General features: G+C 42.6%; 14 protein-coding genes. 8 read left to right on the forward strand and 6 right to left on the reverse strand.

Translation table 11 applies throughout. The features are described from left to right. Nucleotides 1–21 precede the first annotated feature (21 nt). Nucleotides 22–1,932, reverse strand: coding sequence for a DUF2779 domain-containing protein (locus U0R10_RS02200; RefSeq protein ID WP_377982058.1), 1,911 nt, complete (start codon nt 1,930–1,932; stop codon nt 22–24). 99 nt (nt 1,933–2,031) lie between these two features. Between U0R10_RS02200 and U0R10_RS02205 the strand changes: the two genes are divergently transcribed. Beyond that, nucleotides 2,032–3,129: a helix-turn-helix transcriptional regulator gene (locus U0R10_RS02205; RefSeq protein WP_377982060.1), complete on the forward strand. Its 1,098-nt coding sequence runs from the start codon at nt 2,032–2,034 to the stop codon at nt 3,127–3,129. Between the two features lie 161 nt (nt 3,130–3,290). Here the strand turns inward: U0R10_RS02205 and U0R10_RS02210 are convergent, their stop codons facing one another. Then, nucleotides 3,291–4,016, reverse strand: a complete 726-nt coding sequence (locus U0R10_RS02210; protein ID WP_377982062.1) for a DUF6088 family protein — start codon at nt 4,014–4,016, stop codon at nt 3,291–3,293. Nucleotides 4,017–4,295: 279 nt separating this feature from the next. On the opposite strand from U0R10_RS02210, the gene U0R10_RS02215 reads away from it, so the two are divergent. The 4 genes from U0R10_RS02215 to U0R10_RS02230 all read left to right on the forward strand — a co-directional run bounded on the left by U0R10_RS02215 (nt 4,296) and on the right by U0R10_RS02230 (nt 8,765). Next, on the forward strand, nt 4,296–5,393 hold the full coding sequence (locus U0R10_RS02215) for a Fic family protein (RefSeq protein WP_377982064.1): 1,098 nt from the start codon (nt 4,296–4,298) through the stop codon (nt 5,391–5,393). 79 nt (nt 5,394–5,472) lie between these two features. Continuing rightward, a complete protein-coding gene (locus U0R10_RS02220) occupies nt 5,473–6,684 on the forward strand; it encodes a PQQ-dependent sugar dehydrogenase (RefSeq protein ID WP_377982065.1) in 1,212 nt (403 codons plus the stop codon). A gap of 27 nt (nt 6,685–6,711) precedes the next feature. Continuing rightward, complete coding sequence (locus U0R10_RS02225; protein WP_377982067.1) at nt 6,712–7,734, forward strand: porin family protein; 1,023 nt, start codon at nt 6,712–6,714, stop codon at nt 7,732–7,734. 2 nt (nt 7,735–7,736) lie between these two features. Next, nucleotides 7,737–8,765 (forward strand): alkane 1-monooxygenase, encoded by a 1,029-nt coding sequence (locus U0R10_RS02230; protein ID WP_377982069.1) that lies wholly within the window; start codon nt 7,737–7,739, stop codon nt 8,763–8,765. Here U0R10_RS02230 and U0R10_RS02235 read toward each other — a convergent pair. Then, entirely contained in the window at nt 8,731–9,165 is a 435-nt protein-coding gene (locus U0R10_RS02235) for an Lcl C-terminal domain-containing protein (RefSeq protein ID WP_377982071.1), read from the reverse strand. The two genes, U0R10_RS02230 and U0R10_RS02235, sit on opposite strands and share 35 nt — an antisense overlap. A gap of 149 nt (nt 9,166–9,314) precedes the next feature. On the opposite strand from U0R10_RS02235, the gene U0R10_RS02240 reads away from it, so the two are divergent. The 3 genes from U0R10_RS02240 to U0R10_RS02250 are packed head-to-tail and all read left to right on the forward strand — an operon-like array spanning nt 9,315 to nt 14,657. Next, entirely contained in the window at nt 9,315–12,320 is a 3,006-nt protein-coding gene (locus tag U0R10_RS02240) for a tetratricopeptide repeat protein (protein ID WP_377982073.1), read from the forward strand. A 53-nt stretch (nt 12,321–12,373) separates the two neighbouring features. Continuing rightward, entirely contained in the window at nt 12,374–13,999 is a 1,626-nt protein-coding gene (locus U0R10_RS02245) for a hypothetical protein (protein WP_377982074.1), read from the forward strand. A gap of 1 nt (nt 14,000) precedes the next feature. Further along, entirely contained in the window at nt 14,001–14,657 is a 657-nt protein-coding gene (locus U0R10_RS02250; RefSeq protein WP_377982076.1) for a hypothetical protein, read from the forward strand. Nucleotides 14,658–14,660: 3 nt separating this feature from the next. Here the strand turns inward: U0R10_RS02250 and U0R10_RS02255 are convergent, their stop codons facing one another. Genes U0R10_RS02255 through mgtE form a run of 3 tightly spaced genes read right to left on the reverse strand, consistent with a single transcriptional unit; the run spans nt 14,661 to nt 16,819 of the window. Then, on the reverse strand, nt 14,661–14,987 hold the full coding sequence (locus U0R10_RS02255; protein WP_377982078.1) for a nucleotide pyrophosphohydrolase: 327 nt from the start codon (nt 14,985–14,987) through the stop codon (nt 14,661–14,663). After that, a complete protein-coding gene (gene dtd / locus U0R10_RS02260; protein WP_377982080.1) occupies nt 14,984–15,439 on the reverse strand; it encodes a D-aminoacyl-tRNA deacylase in 456 nt (151 codons plus the stop codon). The genes U0R10_RS02255 and dtd overlap by 4 nt, the downstream gene beginning before the upstream one ends. Nucleotides 15,440–15,442: 3 nt before the next feature. After that, nucleotides 15,443–16,819, reverse strand: a complete 1,377-nt coding sequence (gene mgtE / locus U0R10_RS02265; RefSeq protein WP_377982082.1) for a magnesium transporter — start codon at nt 16,817–16,819, stop codon at nt 15,443–15,445. Nucleotides 16,820–16,829 lie beyond the last annotated feature (10 nt).

The raw sequence follows: 16,829 nt of genomic DNA on the forward strand, positions 1-16,829 counted from the left end.
TAAAAGTTATAATATTTAAAATTATCTAACGGTTTGTTTCCAATACAACCAAATAATAACCATTGCCATTGTATCCAATTTGCAATACTCTAGCAATCTATGCTTTAGCTCTTCTTTATGTTCCTTTGTAATAGAATTATCGAACCGAATCCGGTAAAATGCTCTCATCGCGCCTGTACCACCTTTCACATCTTCTGATTGTATTTCTATTTCTTCATCAACGGACTTCATTTTTTCGTTAGCTAGATTAAATAAAGTGTCATAGGGATCTAAAACTTGTTGTTCCAGGTCTTTAATGGAATACTTATGAAGATACGGTATTTCATGAAGGAGTTGATTATTGTTCCAAATAGCTGGCAATACCTTTTTGATGGATGTTTTACCCTTCATTTCAGGATGGAAATAATGTTTCAAGGTAAATGCATTCATATCAATAAACCGACCTTCCGTTCCTAAATCTTTATCCTTAATGGTCTTTTGAAGCCAATCTTTTAATGCAGGATTTTGATAGCCATATTCATCCATTTGATAAAGGATAGTTCTCAAAACAGAATTCTCATGAGTTGCCCACATCAAAGGAGTACCTGACATTCCAATATGCTTCATTAGGCTCTCGGCAAACTTGAAATTTGGAAAATCAGAGTCCGTATAGATAAATTCCTGGTGCCTAGGTTCTGCATCTGGTCGATCAATCGTATGGCACGACCATTGAAATGCAATAAGTTCGAAGGGGCGCATTCCTTGATGGAATGGTAATGCACCTGTATACGTTTCAAAATCTATAAAATGAAGTGGATAGATCCAAGAATCAAGTTCTTGTATCATGGTTTCAGAAATCCATTCTTTTTTATTTACTGTATTTTCAAACTGGATTATTTGTCGCTCATTCCTCGTTCCAATACTTCCATCATTTTTACATAATCGTTCAGTCTGAATGTCCCTAAACTCATATTTTCTATCTTTGATCAATTCATTCAAGTAATTATTTGAACCAACTGTTCCACCATAGTACAAATCGAAAATACTTGGAAATGTATTCACCCCTTTCCAACACTCTAAAAAACCACAATTAGCATCTCCTGAAACGTAATATTCACATGATTTACACGATTTTGATATCTCATAATCTTGGGAGGTAGCTTCAAGTCCATTGTTTAATATCTTGATATACGACTCAGCTTTAGCTCGAATTCCTGATTCAAGTGCTATTGCTTTCTCTGTGACATCCAGGTAATTTAGAATACCTTCATTACGAAGTCTATCGATGTAATCTTGCCGATTTGGATTATTATCAAAAACAAACTCAACTTCCGGCTTTTGAAATTTACTTGTCTCTCTAGAGATAATCTCATTTGGTGCTTCATATTCCTCATCCTGCGAAATAGATTTGTCTATTAATCTAAACCATCCAGCTAGACCATCAATCAAAGTCCTCATGGATTTATCGGGCATTAAGAGCAAACACGTTATTTCGCAGTCAGGGAACACATCCTTCAAAATGGTATATTGAAATGATATATCTTGAATATACTTGTTAAGTTTATTCGAGTCCTTCTTAGGATTTAGAGAATCTCTTGATGCAGATTTAACCTCAATTAATTGAATCTTATTACCATGTTTGACAAAAATATCAATCCTAGCTAATCGTTGGTTATATTCAAAAGCAGGTTCAAATAGAGTTATTGAATCATACTTTTCAATATGCTCTTTTGTCTTTTGTAAAGATTCAGCTGTACTGCCCTCCACCTCTATGCCATCTGGAAACAACATAGTGGCCATTTTGCCAACTATATAGCCACCTTGGGCAAGCATCATCATGTATTCATCCGTATCATTTGATGAATCATATCCTTTCTTTTTATAAACTAGCTTTTTAGCACACGAAGAGGCCAACTGAAAGTCAGATTTTGATAGGTATTGAGGCTTTGACATTTTTTATCTGAATGATTACAATACAATAATACGACACACGACTGCCAAAAAGTGGCAATCATTCAAACTTTTAATTAATATTGGTAAAATGTAGATTCTGTGAACTCAAATGAAAAACTAAAAGAGATCAATAATCTCTTACTTCGCAAAACTTTCAAGGTAACTTATGAAAATGTTGCTGCTCACTTTTCAGAATACTTTGATTTAGGGAGTTATAGCCAACGTGCCTTTTATAGGGACATTAAAAACCTGAAAGAGGCAATTGGCTTACGATATCCAACCTTAGAAGATGAATTAGGGCCATTATTGAAATTTAGTAAGTTGAATAATCACTATCACTATGTTAGAGATGATATAAGTGCATTCCCATCTTTATCAGAAAGAGAATTAACTCAAATTGCTTCTACTATTGAATTTAATAAGCATTTGTTCACAGATGGAGCAGGTCAAGGATTAGTCAATAAGTTAAAGGCAATCTCTCTTGAAAATATTTTGACTCAATACAATGAAGTTTTACCTTGGCCAGCCATCCAACTAATCAAAGATGGAGAAAGGTCAGGATCCGAACAACTCAAAAGGTTAATTGAGTGTATATCAGGTAAAAAAACAATTCAGTTTCAACATAAGGGCTTCACAAAAACATCCAAATCCAAAACGATGATTGGGTTACCACTTATGATTAAGGAGTATAATAATGGATGGTATACCGGCTGGTACCTTTTATTTCATGAAACAACTGGAACAGAGATGGAAATAGAACCTAAAATTAATGGGTTAAGGCTACTAGCTTTAGATAGGATCGAATCAGTTATTGAGACCAAATTTTCACCTAAAGTAAAATTGGATCCTTCCTTCAATCCACCAGATTACTTCAAATATAGTTTTGGTATAATTAGAAATAACATTGGAAACCCTGATCTGAAGCAAGAAAGGATTACTATAAAACTAGAAGCGCGCAATTGGATTAACAGCTATCTTGAAAAATACCCACTTCATTTCACTCAAAAGATACAAATTGTAAATGAAGAGACTCGGGAAGGTATATTAGAGCTCGATATTGAAATCAATCAGGAGTTGGAGAGCTTTATATTAAAATATACGGATCAGATGACTGTTATTGGTCCAGAAAATTTCAGAATTAAAATTATACAAAAACTAAAAAAATCATTTGACAATTACCTTGTTGAAGGCGCCTAAATTAAAATAAATGACTAAACCCTGTCCAATTTTGTGTTGGAAAATGGTATATAAAGCAAAACATACCCAATAATCTTTTTCAACAAACGAAGCGGGTAGCTTCATACGATCGGCTGTTATACGAATAGCTTCCTGAAATTGGGCTTGGTTTTGGTGTAAATTCATATGATATACCATTGCGCCTGATTGGGGAGATCAGTTTCTGAAAGGCGTAATGGTATACGTGTTAACGGATTTAGACTATCTTTTAGCGTGTTTAGCTGTCCAACATATTGGTTATTTTCTAACATCGCCCCTAGTAATGCCCGCACGCGGGGTGGATAGGCGAGGGCATAGCGTATTATTTTATTTATTTCTTGGTTATTCATCGTTTTCAAGCGAGCACGAAAGAATTGAATGGCATTTTTGGTGGGGCAGTCTGGGATCCGTTTGATATCCTTGATGGCGTCTAATAGACCAAGTAATTCGTAATTATCTTGCGTTATCTCAACATAACTTTTGACCGTTTTTACCTGTAAGCTGCCTCGATTAAGGCTGATCCTTTTTTGGCTACAAGCAAGCTTGATTTTAAATGCCATTTGGGTGGTTAAGCCCAATTGATTGTAAAGCGAGGTCCCTGTTTCATAGGCGACCCGCTTCCCATTTTTAAACAAATAAGGACGTAACTGCTCGGAGTCCATTGGTTTTAATTCGCCAAAAATCGAAATCTCCGGAACGTAAAAGATTCCTTTTGCAAGTTTTTTTATTTCGTCTTTTGCCTGCATCCGCTCTAATGCTTTTGCCGCCGTTAGGTAATCTGCTTTCGAAATGGATAAGTCGGCATAGCCAAAAGTCCTCCCTTTAGGAATACGTTTTATCTGAGTTCGTATGGTGGATGCAATTGACATGAATACAAAAGTAAAAACATTTTTTAGTTGTCAAGTTTTTAATGTAATAAACTTGACATATTGGCTTCAGGATATAGCATCCTGCGCAACCTTTGGCAATCCTTTGAGGTTTGCCAAAGGTAAGGGGTGGGGGACGAAAATGCGGTCAAATACTTGATAATCAGGTGCCAACAACCTGATTAATTCTTGGCCGCTGGCCACATGCGTCGAATAATTTGTATATTCGACGCATATTTGCGTAGAATAAATGAGTTAATCGACGCAAAACACCCTTTACGCATGGCAGAGTACATATATCAGCAGGGAAATTGGCCTCATTTTACGTGGGATGACTTAGCTATTCAAGCTATTTTCGGTGAAGTGCGACTCCTGCAAGGTAAGATTCAAGGTCGGATGCTGGCACTCGGCTTTCCATCCAAGGAAGAATCCATCCTGCAATCACTGACGTTGGATGTGCTCAAAAGCTCCGAGATCGAAGGAGAAATCCTCAACTATGACCAAGTACGTTCTTCCATCGCAATTCGACTCGGCTTGGAAGCAGGGGGTTTGAAATCTGTCGACCGAAATGTGGAAGGGATTGTTGACATGGTGCTAGACGCCACCCAACAATACACGAAAGACCTTACGAACGAACGATTGTTCGGCTGGCACGCCGCACTTTTTCCCACGGGCCACAGTGGTATGTATCCCATTGAAGTAGCCAAATATCGGACTGGCATCATGCAAGTGGTTTCAGGTGCTATTGGGCATGAACGGGTACATTTTCAGGCGATATCCCCAGCGGATTTGCCTGCTGAGATGGCTCAATTTATTGCTTGGTTTAATCAGCCGAATGGCCTGGATCCGGTATTAAAAGCGGCGATTGCCCACTTTTGGTTTATCATCATTCACCCCTTTGATGATGGGAATGGTCGAATTGCGCGTGCATTAACGGACTTGCTTTTGGCTCGTTCCGAAAACTCCCCCGACCGTTTTTACAGTATGTCGAGTCAGATTATGGCTGAAAAGAAATACTACTATGCCATCTTACAACAAGTTCAATATAGTCCAGGAGACATTACGGCCTGGCTTGTTTGGTTTTTGACTTGTATGAAACATGCGCTTTTGGCGGCGGAACAGCAGTTAGATGCGGTGTTGTGGAAGGTGGATTTTTGGAAAAAGCATGATCAGGTTGCTTTAAATCACCGGCAGCGTCTGATGCTTACCAAGCTCATGCATGATTTTCAAGGCAAATTGCAATCTTCTAAATGGGCTAAAATGGCGCATTGCTCCCACGATACAGCGCTACGGGACATAAACGATCTGCTAGCGAAAGGAATTTTACGTCAGGAAATGGGCGGCGGAAGAAATACGACCTATGAATTGATTCCTTATTAATTATTTGCCCTAGAACCCCACCACCCCCTAGCTCTTTTTCCAAAATTTCTTACCTTGTCGGAAATTTACCTATCGACCTATGAAACAATGGCTTACCCTGGGACTTTTAGCGCCTACGCTTCTTTTTGCTCAAGACATCAAATTACCCACCGGATTTTCCATCTCGGAAATCGGTAAAGAACTAGGCGCCACGCGCCACATCACCGTTTCCAAACAAGGACATGTGTATGCCAAACTCTCCAAATTAAAAGAGGGGAACGGCATCGTTATGTTAAAAGACAAGGACAAAGACGGGGCGTATGAAGATCAGAATTGGTTTGGCAATTATACGGGAACCGGGATTGGGATCGATGGGGAGTATTTTTATGCGGCGTCCAACAAAGGTGTGCATCGCTATGCGCTGAATGCGCAAGGTGAAATTGCCGACGTAAATACCTACGAAACGATCGTGGACGGTTTGCCTGATCACGGACGTGATAATGCGAAACCGTTCGTTTTTGACAAAGACAAAAAACATATTTATGTGACCATCGGCTCCTGGAACGATCCATGTCGTGTGCCCGGAACCGGGAAAGGCATGAGTCCCTGCGCGATCCTGGATTCAGCAGGAGGGATTTGGCAGTTTGATGCCAATAAACTCAACCAAAAATTCCAAGATGGCGTGCGATACGCCACCGGTTTAAAGAATGCCGTCGGGATTGCCTGGAACACCCAAACAAATTCACTGTTCGCCATGGCGCATGGACGTGGTCAATTCCACGATTTTTATCCCCAATATTATACGCCTCAAATGTCCCAGGAATTACCTGCTGAGGCGATGTACGAATTCAAAAAAGCAGGCGATGATGCCGGCTGGCCCTACATCTACTACGACCAAAAACAAAATAAAAAGATCGTTGCGCCCGAATACGGTGGAGACGGAAAGAAGACAGGCGGTGAAAATGCCTTGGACCCAACCGTCGCCTTTCCTGCCCACATGGGACCCAATGATTTGTTATTTTATACCGGAAATCAATTCCCGGCCAAATACAAAAATGGTGCGTTCATTGCCTTCCATGGCCAATCTTCCGAATTTAAAAAAGGCTACCTCGTTGGCTTTGTACCCTTCAAAAACGGAAAGCCTAGTGGCAAATGGGAAATCTTTGCGGATAACTTTGCGGGAACGGATTTGGTGAAACCAACGGGCCCGATCCAACATCGCCCATGTGGGTTGGCACAAGGCCCTGATGGTTCTTTATATGTTAGTGACGACTTAGGTGGCAGCATCTACCGCATCACCTATAAAAAATAATTGCATCTTTAGTTAAATTTGATGCCTATGCGTGCGCTCGTTTTTATTTTCATGTTGATTTTGCCGGGCTGCCTGCTCGCACAAAAACGCTTTGTGCGCATCCAGCTGCCCAATGCCACGCCATTAGTAGGGCAATTTCAATCGGAAGATGAGCGTGCGATCCAAGTTCTCGAGTTGAATTTAGGACCCATGCAGGTAATCAAATCACAGATTCAATCGCAAGATGAACTCGGGAATTCCATTCGTGTGGAGATTCAACTCTATGATAACCGCACCATTATCTGTGCATTGCAAGAACTGTCCGCGGATCAAGTGCAAGCCATTAGTCAGGAATTAGGTAATCTGGCTATCTCACGAGCAAATGTAAAATCACTTCGCTACCTGCCCGAAGTCGCCGGTGGACAAGCTGGGATCCAATTTGACAATCCACATCCGACGCGCTACTTTTTTGGTCCATCCGCCATCCCATTACGCAAGGGAGAACGCTATTATCAAAATGCCTATGTGCTCGCGAATAGTGTGCAATATGGTGTGAATGATCACTTTTCCATAGGTGGTGGCGCCGTGATTCCCTTTGCTTTCTTCATCACCCCTAAATGGGGGTATCAAGTGGCCCCCCAATGGCACCTCGGTTATGGTATGCTGGCCGCAACGTCTTTCATTAAAGACTTTAATTTTGGTTTAGCAGTTGGCTATGGCTCCGCCACCTACGGCACACGGGAACATAATGTGACCCTCAATGCCGGCTGGGGCGCGGTCAAACAACAAGATCCCAATGCGAGTTATGCGTGGCGTGGAGCGCGCCGACCGATGTTTACGATTTCAGCCATGACGCGTATTTCGAATCGTGTCATGCTCGTGACAGAAAATTGGTTGTTCTCCTTGCGCGAATATGATTTCCAAACTGAAACCTACTCCATGAAAAATCGGGGTGTTTTGACGGGTGGTTTTCGTTTTATGGGGGAGAAAAATTCCTTTGATTTTGGTGTGTTAATTCCTGCTGGGGAAGCAGTCGCCATACCGTATATAGATTACGTCTTCAAATTTTAATTATGAAAGCATTTAAATACATCGCACCTTTTTGCATGTTCGCCTTTGCCTATTGGTCCTTTCATTCTACCGGGTTGGCTTGTTGGGCCGGCTTCTTATTTACCTTCGCCTTCGTCCCAGGTATCGAACTGGTCTTAAAACCAGACGCGCGCAATCTAGCCGCTGAGGAAGAGGCTTTAGCCAAAAAAGATGTTTTGTACGATTGGATTTTATATGTGGCTTTTGGTTTACAGTTTGTCACGTTGTATTTCTTTCTCATTAGCATGACCGATGAATTGGCCTGGTCCGATCGCCTTGGCCGCATCGCCATGATGGGCTTGATGGCCGGTATTTTTGGCATTAACCTCGCCCATGAATTAGGTCATCGTTCCACTAAGGCCGAGCAGTTTTTGGCCAAATGCCTACTGCTCACTAGTTTATACATGCACTTTTTTATCGAGCACAATAAAGGACATCACACGCACGTGAGTACACCAGATGATCCGAGTTCGGCCAAATACAAACAATCTGTTTTTGCGTTTTGGTTACAAACCTTTCCGGGTACGTTGCGGAGTGCTTGGCGGATAGATGCCCAACAAACCAGTTTGTTCATTGGCATTCAAATCCTGTTTTTAGCTCTAATTGGCTGGTTTTTCGGGACACTGGTGATGGGCTCATTCATGGCGGCCGCGCTGATTGGGTCGATCCAATTGGAAACCGTGAATTACATTGAGCATTATGGATTAGCCCGTGATCGCGTGGAATCAGGCCGGTACGAGCGGGTGAAGCCACACCATTCTTGGAACAGCAATCACATTATGGGACGTTTGTTGTTGTTTGAGTTAAGCCGACACAGCGACCATCACTTCCAAGCATCGCGTAAATATCAGGTATTGCGTCATCATGACGATACGCCTCAAATGCCTACGGGATATCCGGGAATGATTTTATTGGCCCTCGTTCCACCGATCTGGTTTCGGGTGATGGATGTGCAAATGAAGCGTTTTGGGGTGTTGCCTAAAACGAACGAACAGCTTTCACCAAGCATTTAAAATCCTTGAAATAGGGCGATTGCAACCCAGTTTGCAGGTTGTGCGTGTAGGCGTTATCCTTGTCTACCTCAGAAGAAGTCCAGTACCAAGCGGATTGAAAAATACTTCCTCCACCGATCTTCTTGTGGTTTAATTTGGGATGTATCAAATCGAACTCTTCTTTGGTCGGCAAGCGCCAATCATCAAATCCATTTTGAGTCAAATCCTCACACGCTTTTTTCGCTTGTTTGAAATCCATTTTTCCAACGTTTTCAACAGTTGCAATCAGGCCATGTCCATTTTTTTCGAAGATGACATAACCGCCATATTTGATCGGCGGAATTCGTTTGTTGGTGCTGCGGTCTGCTTCTTGGCCAAAGGCTGGCGAAATGATGAGTAAGCAAAGAATAATACGAAGCATGTCGTGGATGATTATGTAATTTGGTATGTCAAAATTAGAGAAAATAGTGTCATAAGGAAATAATATTGTTGATTATCCGTTTCATCCTCAAATCAATATTGAAATTAAATTGTATTTTGCATCTTTATTTAACACTCCTGATTCATTGAATGAAAAAACGTTTTTCCGCCTTTGGTATTTCATTCCTTTTCATGTTTTTTTCGGCGTGGGTGAGTGTGGGCCAACAAACCACTTTGCCAACAGATCCAGCCAAAACATTTCGTCAAGCTAATCTCTTTTTTCAGTCTAAAAACTTCATCGCTGCGCGCGAGGAATTTATTCAATATTTAAACTATTTACATCAACAACCCCGTGAATCTACGGCGGAAAAAACACAGGTGGAATATTACATCGCCATGTGTTCGATTTACACCATGCGCCCCGAGGCGGAAATGCAAGCCATTCGCTTTGTGTCTGAGCATCCCGAAAGTCCATTTGCTGCCCTACTCAAACGTGAAATAGGTGTGTTTTACTATGAAACGGGTGATTGGGTACGTGCGATTCGCTATTTGAGTCAAGCGGCACAGACCAATTTAGAATACACGTATTTCTTAGCCATTTCGCATTATCAGGTCAAGCAATTCAAGGAGGCGCTGGCGCTGTTCAATAATTTAAAATACGAATCCGAGGAAGAATTTTCCATGCCTGCAGCTTATTATGCGGGTGTGATGCATTTCAGATCAGGGATGTACGATGAGGCCATTGCTGATTTTAAGTTGGCCGCCAAAGACCCAACCTACGGTCCCGAAATTCCGCAATGGATCAGTTCAGCCCTCATGAAGCAAGGTAAAATTGCGGAATTAGAGCAGTTTGTGGAACCTATCTTAGCCGATACGACGGGTAAATACCTGGTGACTGAATTAGCTCTTATACTTGCCGAGAAGCAATTTGCCAATGCCCAATATGCCAAGGCTGCCGGGAATTACAACATTTTGTATAAAGCTTCACCCACTAAGTTTTCGCGTAACCGTACGTTTAAATTCGCTTATGCGCTAGCTAAATCGGGTGAGTTAGATCGGTCATTGACCTTGTTTAAGGGTATTGCGGCGGAGGAGGATTCGGTGGGCCAACAAGCCTTGCAGGTGATGGCCGATATGTATCAGTCCCAAAATAAGGTCAAAGAGCGATTGGAAACTTTGGATGCGATTGCGGCTTTGCCATACCATCCAGTGCTAGCTGAAAATGCCTTTATTGCCCGTTGGGAAATATTTAAATCTCAAAAAGATTGGCCTCGCATCATTCAAGAAGTTAAAAAATACCAAGCATCCGACACGAATCCAGTGCATGCGGAATTGTTCGTTGACCTAGCCCTTTTCGCAATTCAGCAGACGCAAGATTTGTCGGCCTTATCCCACTTCATGCTCCATTCACCCGCCGGAAAAGCCAAATTCCAAGCTTTATATCAATTGATGATGTATGAAAAGGGTGCCCAATATTACGCGGCAAATGATCAAAAGCGGGCGATTACGTTCTTGAAACGTTCCTTAGAATATCCATTAAATCAAGAAATGGCCTGGAATGCGCGCTATGCCCAAGCAGAAATCTTAGCGAGAAACAATAAGAATTCGGATGCGATTAAGATTTATATGCCATTGTTGGCCGAGACCTCAAAGCCAACGGGTTCACCCGAATTAAGCCAACGGATTCGCCTGAGTTTGGCGCAGTCGTTTACCTACATTACGATGTATGATCGCGCGCAATTGTACTTTGAGGAATATTTGTCCAATAAAGTGGCGGTCACCAAGACACCACAAGACTTTAGAAATGCGGCTGAAACGGCGATTGCGAATCGGAAAATAGAGGCTGGTTTAGCCTATTTCGAGCAAGCCATTGCCTTAGGTCAAGCGGGAACAGATGCACTGATCGAACGCAAAGCGGCTGTGCTTTTTAATGAGCGTCGCTATGCGGAAGCAAATGCTGAATATTTACGCATTGGAGCTTTATATCCACAATCACCCTTACGTGATTTAGCGACATTTAAGGCCCATGCCGCGTTGTTCAAATCGCAAAATAAATTGCTTTATGGCGAGTTGATTGGGTCGCTGACGCAAACGATCCAACAAGCCGCTTCGGGAAATCCGTATCTCGCGCCATCGCTGTTGATACGGGGTCAAACCTATGAAATTACCAATCAGTGGAGTTTAGCGCTGGATGATTACATCCGTATTGTGCGTCAATTTACTGCGGATTCTACGTCAAAAGATGCGTTGATTGGAGCAAGTGAAATACTGAAGCGCGTCGGTCGTGGCGAAGAGGTTTTTGAATTGCGTGAGATTTATACCAAACAACACGGCGACGAAAAAGGCGACGATGAAGAGCTATTTGATTTATGTCGGTCTATTTTCGAGGCCGGAAAATACCGCGTGGCTGTACCGGAGTTAGTCAAATTTATATCGAAGTATCCTAAATTCGAGCAGATGGCGGAGGTCAACTGGATGCTTGGGTACGGGACTTTTCAGACGAAAGATTGGGGGAATTCAGCTACTTACTTGAAGCGGGTACAGCCGGAAGATAAGAAGTCGGAGGCACTTTGGTTATTAGCCACGCTGGAATTGGAGCAAAAAAATACGGAAGGAGCCATCGCGTATCTGACAGCTTCTTTACGCGAAACGATTACGCCGGAATTACGTTTGAAGGCAACGGAGAAATTAGTGTCGTTGTATGCGCAAACGGATCAACTCGCCAAAGCGGATGTTTGGGTAGACGCATTGGCGAACCCAGAAGAAAAGAACCAACTGACCATTTCATTAGGAAATGCGTGGGCGCAGAAGCAAGATGCTACGAAAGCGGAAGGCTATTTCATGCAAGTTGTTCAGCGGGAAAGTTCAGATATAGGAGCGCAGGCACTTATTCAGGTGGCTGCAATGCATTCACAATCAGGTGATTATAAAGGTTCTACAGACTTAATTAAAACATATTTTAGCCAAGAAGGCGCGCGCTATTATGAAGTAGCGGATGCCTGGGTAGGGAAGGCGTATTTATTGATGGCCGATAATTTCATCGCATTGAAAAATGGCCGACAAGCCAAAGTCATTTTAGATAGTATTTTGTCGAGTATGAGTGATGAAAGCATTCTGTTGCATGCAAAGAAAAAATTAGAAGAATTAAGTAAATGAGGGGTATAACGACTATTCTTTTTGTCCTTGTCGCAAGCGTATTTAGCTTGAACATGTCCGCACAGGAAATTGATCGATCCGTGATTGTGGTTCCCGGTGGCGCGAAGTCCCTGTGGCAATTGAAGGTATCCGAACGTCAATACCTGCCATTAAAGTCTTTTAAGATGCCTTTGAGCATCAAGGAGATGAAGCAACAAGCGACGAGTCTCACGTGGTCAAGCGATTCCTTGCCAAGTATCCAAGCGCCACCCGCGCAGGATATGCGTTCCCGAGATACGGCTAAAGTGGCTTTTGGCGAGAAATACGATAACGTCTTGCAGCTCGGGGTGGGTAATTACGGACATACCTTGTTGAACTTTAATGCGAGCCATTCGCCACAAGAAAATAAGTTTATTGGGTTTTATCTGAACCATGACGCGAATGCACAAGGTCCGGTCCAATCGACCTATTCTGCTCGAAGTGAAAATCAAGCCCGTTTGGTTAGTAGGTATTTAGGATCTGTGAATTTCTGGGAAGGGAGTCTATCTGCCAGCCGACAAGTCAACCACGCCTATGGCTTGCCTGAAATACCTAGTTTTGTTAAAGCTGCGGATATTCGGTTGAATTATTCGTATTTCAACGTGTTGGGCAAGGTGTTGAGTGCGCGTAAAAATGCACATTCGGATTATAAATTGACCTTAGATGCGGGCTTATTGCAGAATCCAGGTGGACTTTCGGAGTTAATTGCGAAGTCTCATTTGTTCTATTCCAAAGATTTATCAGAGAAGGTGAAAGCCCGTTTGGACGCTGATTACATCCATGGAGAATATGTTTCGGCGCTGGGGAATAAACCTTTATTGCGTTCATTTTATCGCGTTAACCCCAGTATTGCGTATGCGAGTTCTCGTATTCGGGTCAATGCGGGGATTCTAGTAGCAACGGAACAGGAGGGGAAAGATGTGGTTGCGAAGACAAGTATATTCCCGCAGTTTGAGTTGGATTTTGGTGTGTCTGATTTCATTCATTTGTTTGGTGGAATCGGTGGCGATGTACAATTCAATACGCTTAAATCATTTTTGGCTGAAAATCCTTGGATGGCCATTCCAACGAGATTTACCAATACTAGTCAGGTAGGTAATCTTTTCGGAGGTATCAAGGGGGTAGGTAACAAAAATGTCGATTTTGAAATCAAGTATAATTATGCGGAGTATGCTGATTTGCCTACGTTTATCAATAGTCCTTCGGATGCTTCTCGTTTTCAAATTTTGTACATCGGTGGAATTCAAAAAATTCAAGTTGCTAACATTATCGGTCAAGTAAACGTGCATGTTTCCAATGCCTTTACCTCTAGTTTGAAAGTTGACCATGTGCGCTATTCCTTGTTGAACACCGTTTTCCAAGCTTCTCACAAACCAGGCTTGACGGTGAGCTGGACGAATACCTGGAAACTATCGAATAAGGTGTTTATTTCACCGGATGTGTATTGGATCAAGGATTTATTCGCCCTAAATCCTGCGCAAAATCAGTTGATTCAATTAGATGATATTGTAGATTTGAACTTTAAAATTAATTATTTCGTGAAGCGGAATGTTAATTTGGGTCTTTCAGGGAACAACCTGTTGGGCAAAACGTATCAACGGTTCAATCAATATCAAAATCAGGGACGTCAAGTTAATTTGACCCTGGCTTATTCGTTCTAGTATGAAAAAATTAGGTTTACTTTTCCTTGTTGCAACGGTTTTCGCTTGCACAACTCCCCAAACAGAAGTTCCAACCCAATCACTCAATGAAGTATTGGCTTGCGCTAATTTAGCTGGCTTACAAGCCAAATACGGAAAAGAAAATGTCGTTGCAGACACGAGCTGGGTCATCGGAACAGATACGTTGCAAGGTTCCATCATTTTCCCGAACTCAGCTAAACAAGTGTACGTCTATTACCGTGCCGGTGAGATCGTGGACGTAACCATTCAAGGAAAATCGTCTGCTTGGAAGACAGATTCGGGGCTTTATTTGGGACTTCCTTTGCAAGATGTCCAACAACTCAATGCTAAAAACTTCACACTTTCAGGTTTCAATTGGGCCCACGGTGGGGAAGTGGTTTCATGGGAAGGCGGTAAATTAGCTGGTATTCATTTAGCTACATTTAGTAATGCCGGCAATCAGCATGAGGGCTTGTCGGACGCGGAATACACCCAAATATCGGGTCAAACGGAATTCGATGTGCGCCACGAGGCCATTCAAAAACTGAATCCAAGTCTGGATATGATTTCGTTGATTAAGCCATTTATCCCGAATCAGGAGGAAGGCAAGTCGATTAGCAAACGTATTTCAGCGAATCAAATCCCGCTAGCGAAGTAATGATTATTTGAGTTTGGGATTGTTGTGGTGACGATCTGCATCGCGGATCGTTTTCTTTTGCATGTTTTTTTCCAGCGCTTCGGTGAGGTTCACGCCTGTTTGATTGGCTAAACAAATCAACACAAACAGCACATCTGCCATTTCATCCCCCAAGTCTTTTTGCTTGTCGGACTCCTTTTCAGACTGTTCGCCGTACCGACGGGCAATAATGCGCGCTACTTCGCCCACCTCTTCCGTCAGCATGGCCATGTTGGTCAGTTCGCTAAAGTACCGAACGCCTACGGTTTGAATCCAGGTGTCTACTTGTTTTTGGGCTTCTTCTAAGGTCATATCGCTGGGTTTTTAGAATCGATGATGATGGTCACTGGACCATCGTTGCACAAACTTACTTGCATGTCGGCACCAAAAACGCCTGTTTGAATCGGTCCACCCATCATTTCTGAGAGCTGATGAATCATTTGTTCATACAAAGGAATCGCTTGTTCTGGTCGGGCTGCTGCTATATAACTAGGCCGATTTCCCTTTCGGGTGTCCGCGTATAAGGTAAATTGGCTCACTAATAAAATCTGTCCATCGACCTGTGCAAGCGACAAATTCATTTTGCCTTCCGCATCGGAAAATATGCGTAATCCATGGATTTTTCCGGCCAAATAGTTGACATCTGCCGGCGTATCATCCACATGAATGCCGAGTAGAATTACGAATCCCTTGCCGATGGAGGCGTGAAGTTTTTCTTTAATATGCAGCTGGGCTGAACTCGCGCGCTGTATCACGGCTATCATCGGCTACAACAAGAAATAGACGATGAGGAAATAAACACCATAGCCCAAGATGTCATTGGTCGTCGTAATGAACGGACCCGATGCCACGGCTGGATTAATTTTGAGTTGGTTTAACACCAAAGGCGTAATGGTTCCCATGAGTGAGGCCAACATAACCACGGCGAATAGCGAAAGCGACACCGTGATGGATAACATAATTTCGCCTTTATCGATGAGCATGGAACAACCGAAGGCAAAAATAGCGGCAATCATCGCGTTGATTAAGGCGACCACAAATACCTTTTGAAGACGTTTCCAAAGCGTTGTATCCAAACCACTTTTATCAGCTAGTGATTGTACGATCAATGAAGAGGACTGAATCCCCACGTTTCCGCCTGTGGATCCAATCAACGGAATAAACGCTGAAATAGCGGGCAATAAGGCAATCGTATCGTCGAAGCGATCAATGATTTTGGCAGCTAAAAAACTACCCACCATACCGCCGATTAACCACGGTAAGCGCGAACGTACTAAAAGCCACACTGAGTCATCTTCTTCTACGTCTTCCGAGATACCGGCCATGACCTGAATATCTTCTTGGGCGGATTCTGTGATGAAATCGACCACGTCATCGATGGTAATGCGGCCTAATAAACGGCCTTGAATATTCACGACTGGAATGGCTTCCAAGTCATATTTTTGCATTAAATCGGCCACTTCTTCGCCAGTGCTATAGGTCTGTACTGAAACGATTTCGTCGTCTTCGTAGACATCTTGAATCTTGGATCCGCGTTTGGCCAAAATGATTTTTTTCAACGAAACGGTTCCTAAAAGCAATCCGTCATCATCCACGACATAGACGGAATAAACTTTCTCTACATCTTCGGCTTGTCGGCGAATCTCCTCCACACATTCCGTCACGGTCTGTGTCACATTGATTTTAATTAACTCCTTCTGCATCAAACCACCTGCACAATCTTCATCGTAATGCATGAGGTCAATGATGAAACGCGCTTGTTCACGGTCCTTCAATAGGGCGATGACTTCTTCGCGAATGCGGACAGGTTGTTCGTTCAGAATATCCACGGCATCATCGGAATCGACGATGTTAATGTATTGTGAGATTTCTTTGGAGGTAAAGTTCTTGAGGAACTTTTTGCGGTCATCGGTATCCAAGGCGGAGATGATGGCAGCGGCAATTTTAGTGTCCAGTAATTGGACTAAATATTTTGATTCATCGCCGTTCAGTTCATATAAAATGCTGGTGATATCGGCAGGGAAAAGGTCTTCGATTTTGGCAATAATCTCTTCGTTCGCTTGGGCTGTAATCAGCTGGCGAATATCTTCTAAAAACTCTTTGGTGAGTTCGAACGGAAGGTGCTGTACGTTGATTTCTTCCATGAGATTCGAT

Origin of the sequence: Aquirufa avitistagni, from assembly GCF_042715545.1 — a bacterium.
GTDB lineage: Bacteria > Bacteroidota > Bacteroidia > Cytophagales > Spirosomataceae > Aquirufa > Aquirufa avitistagni.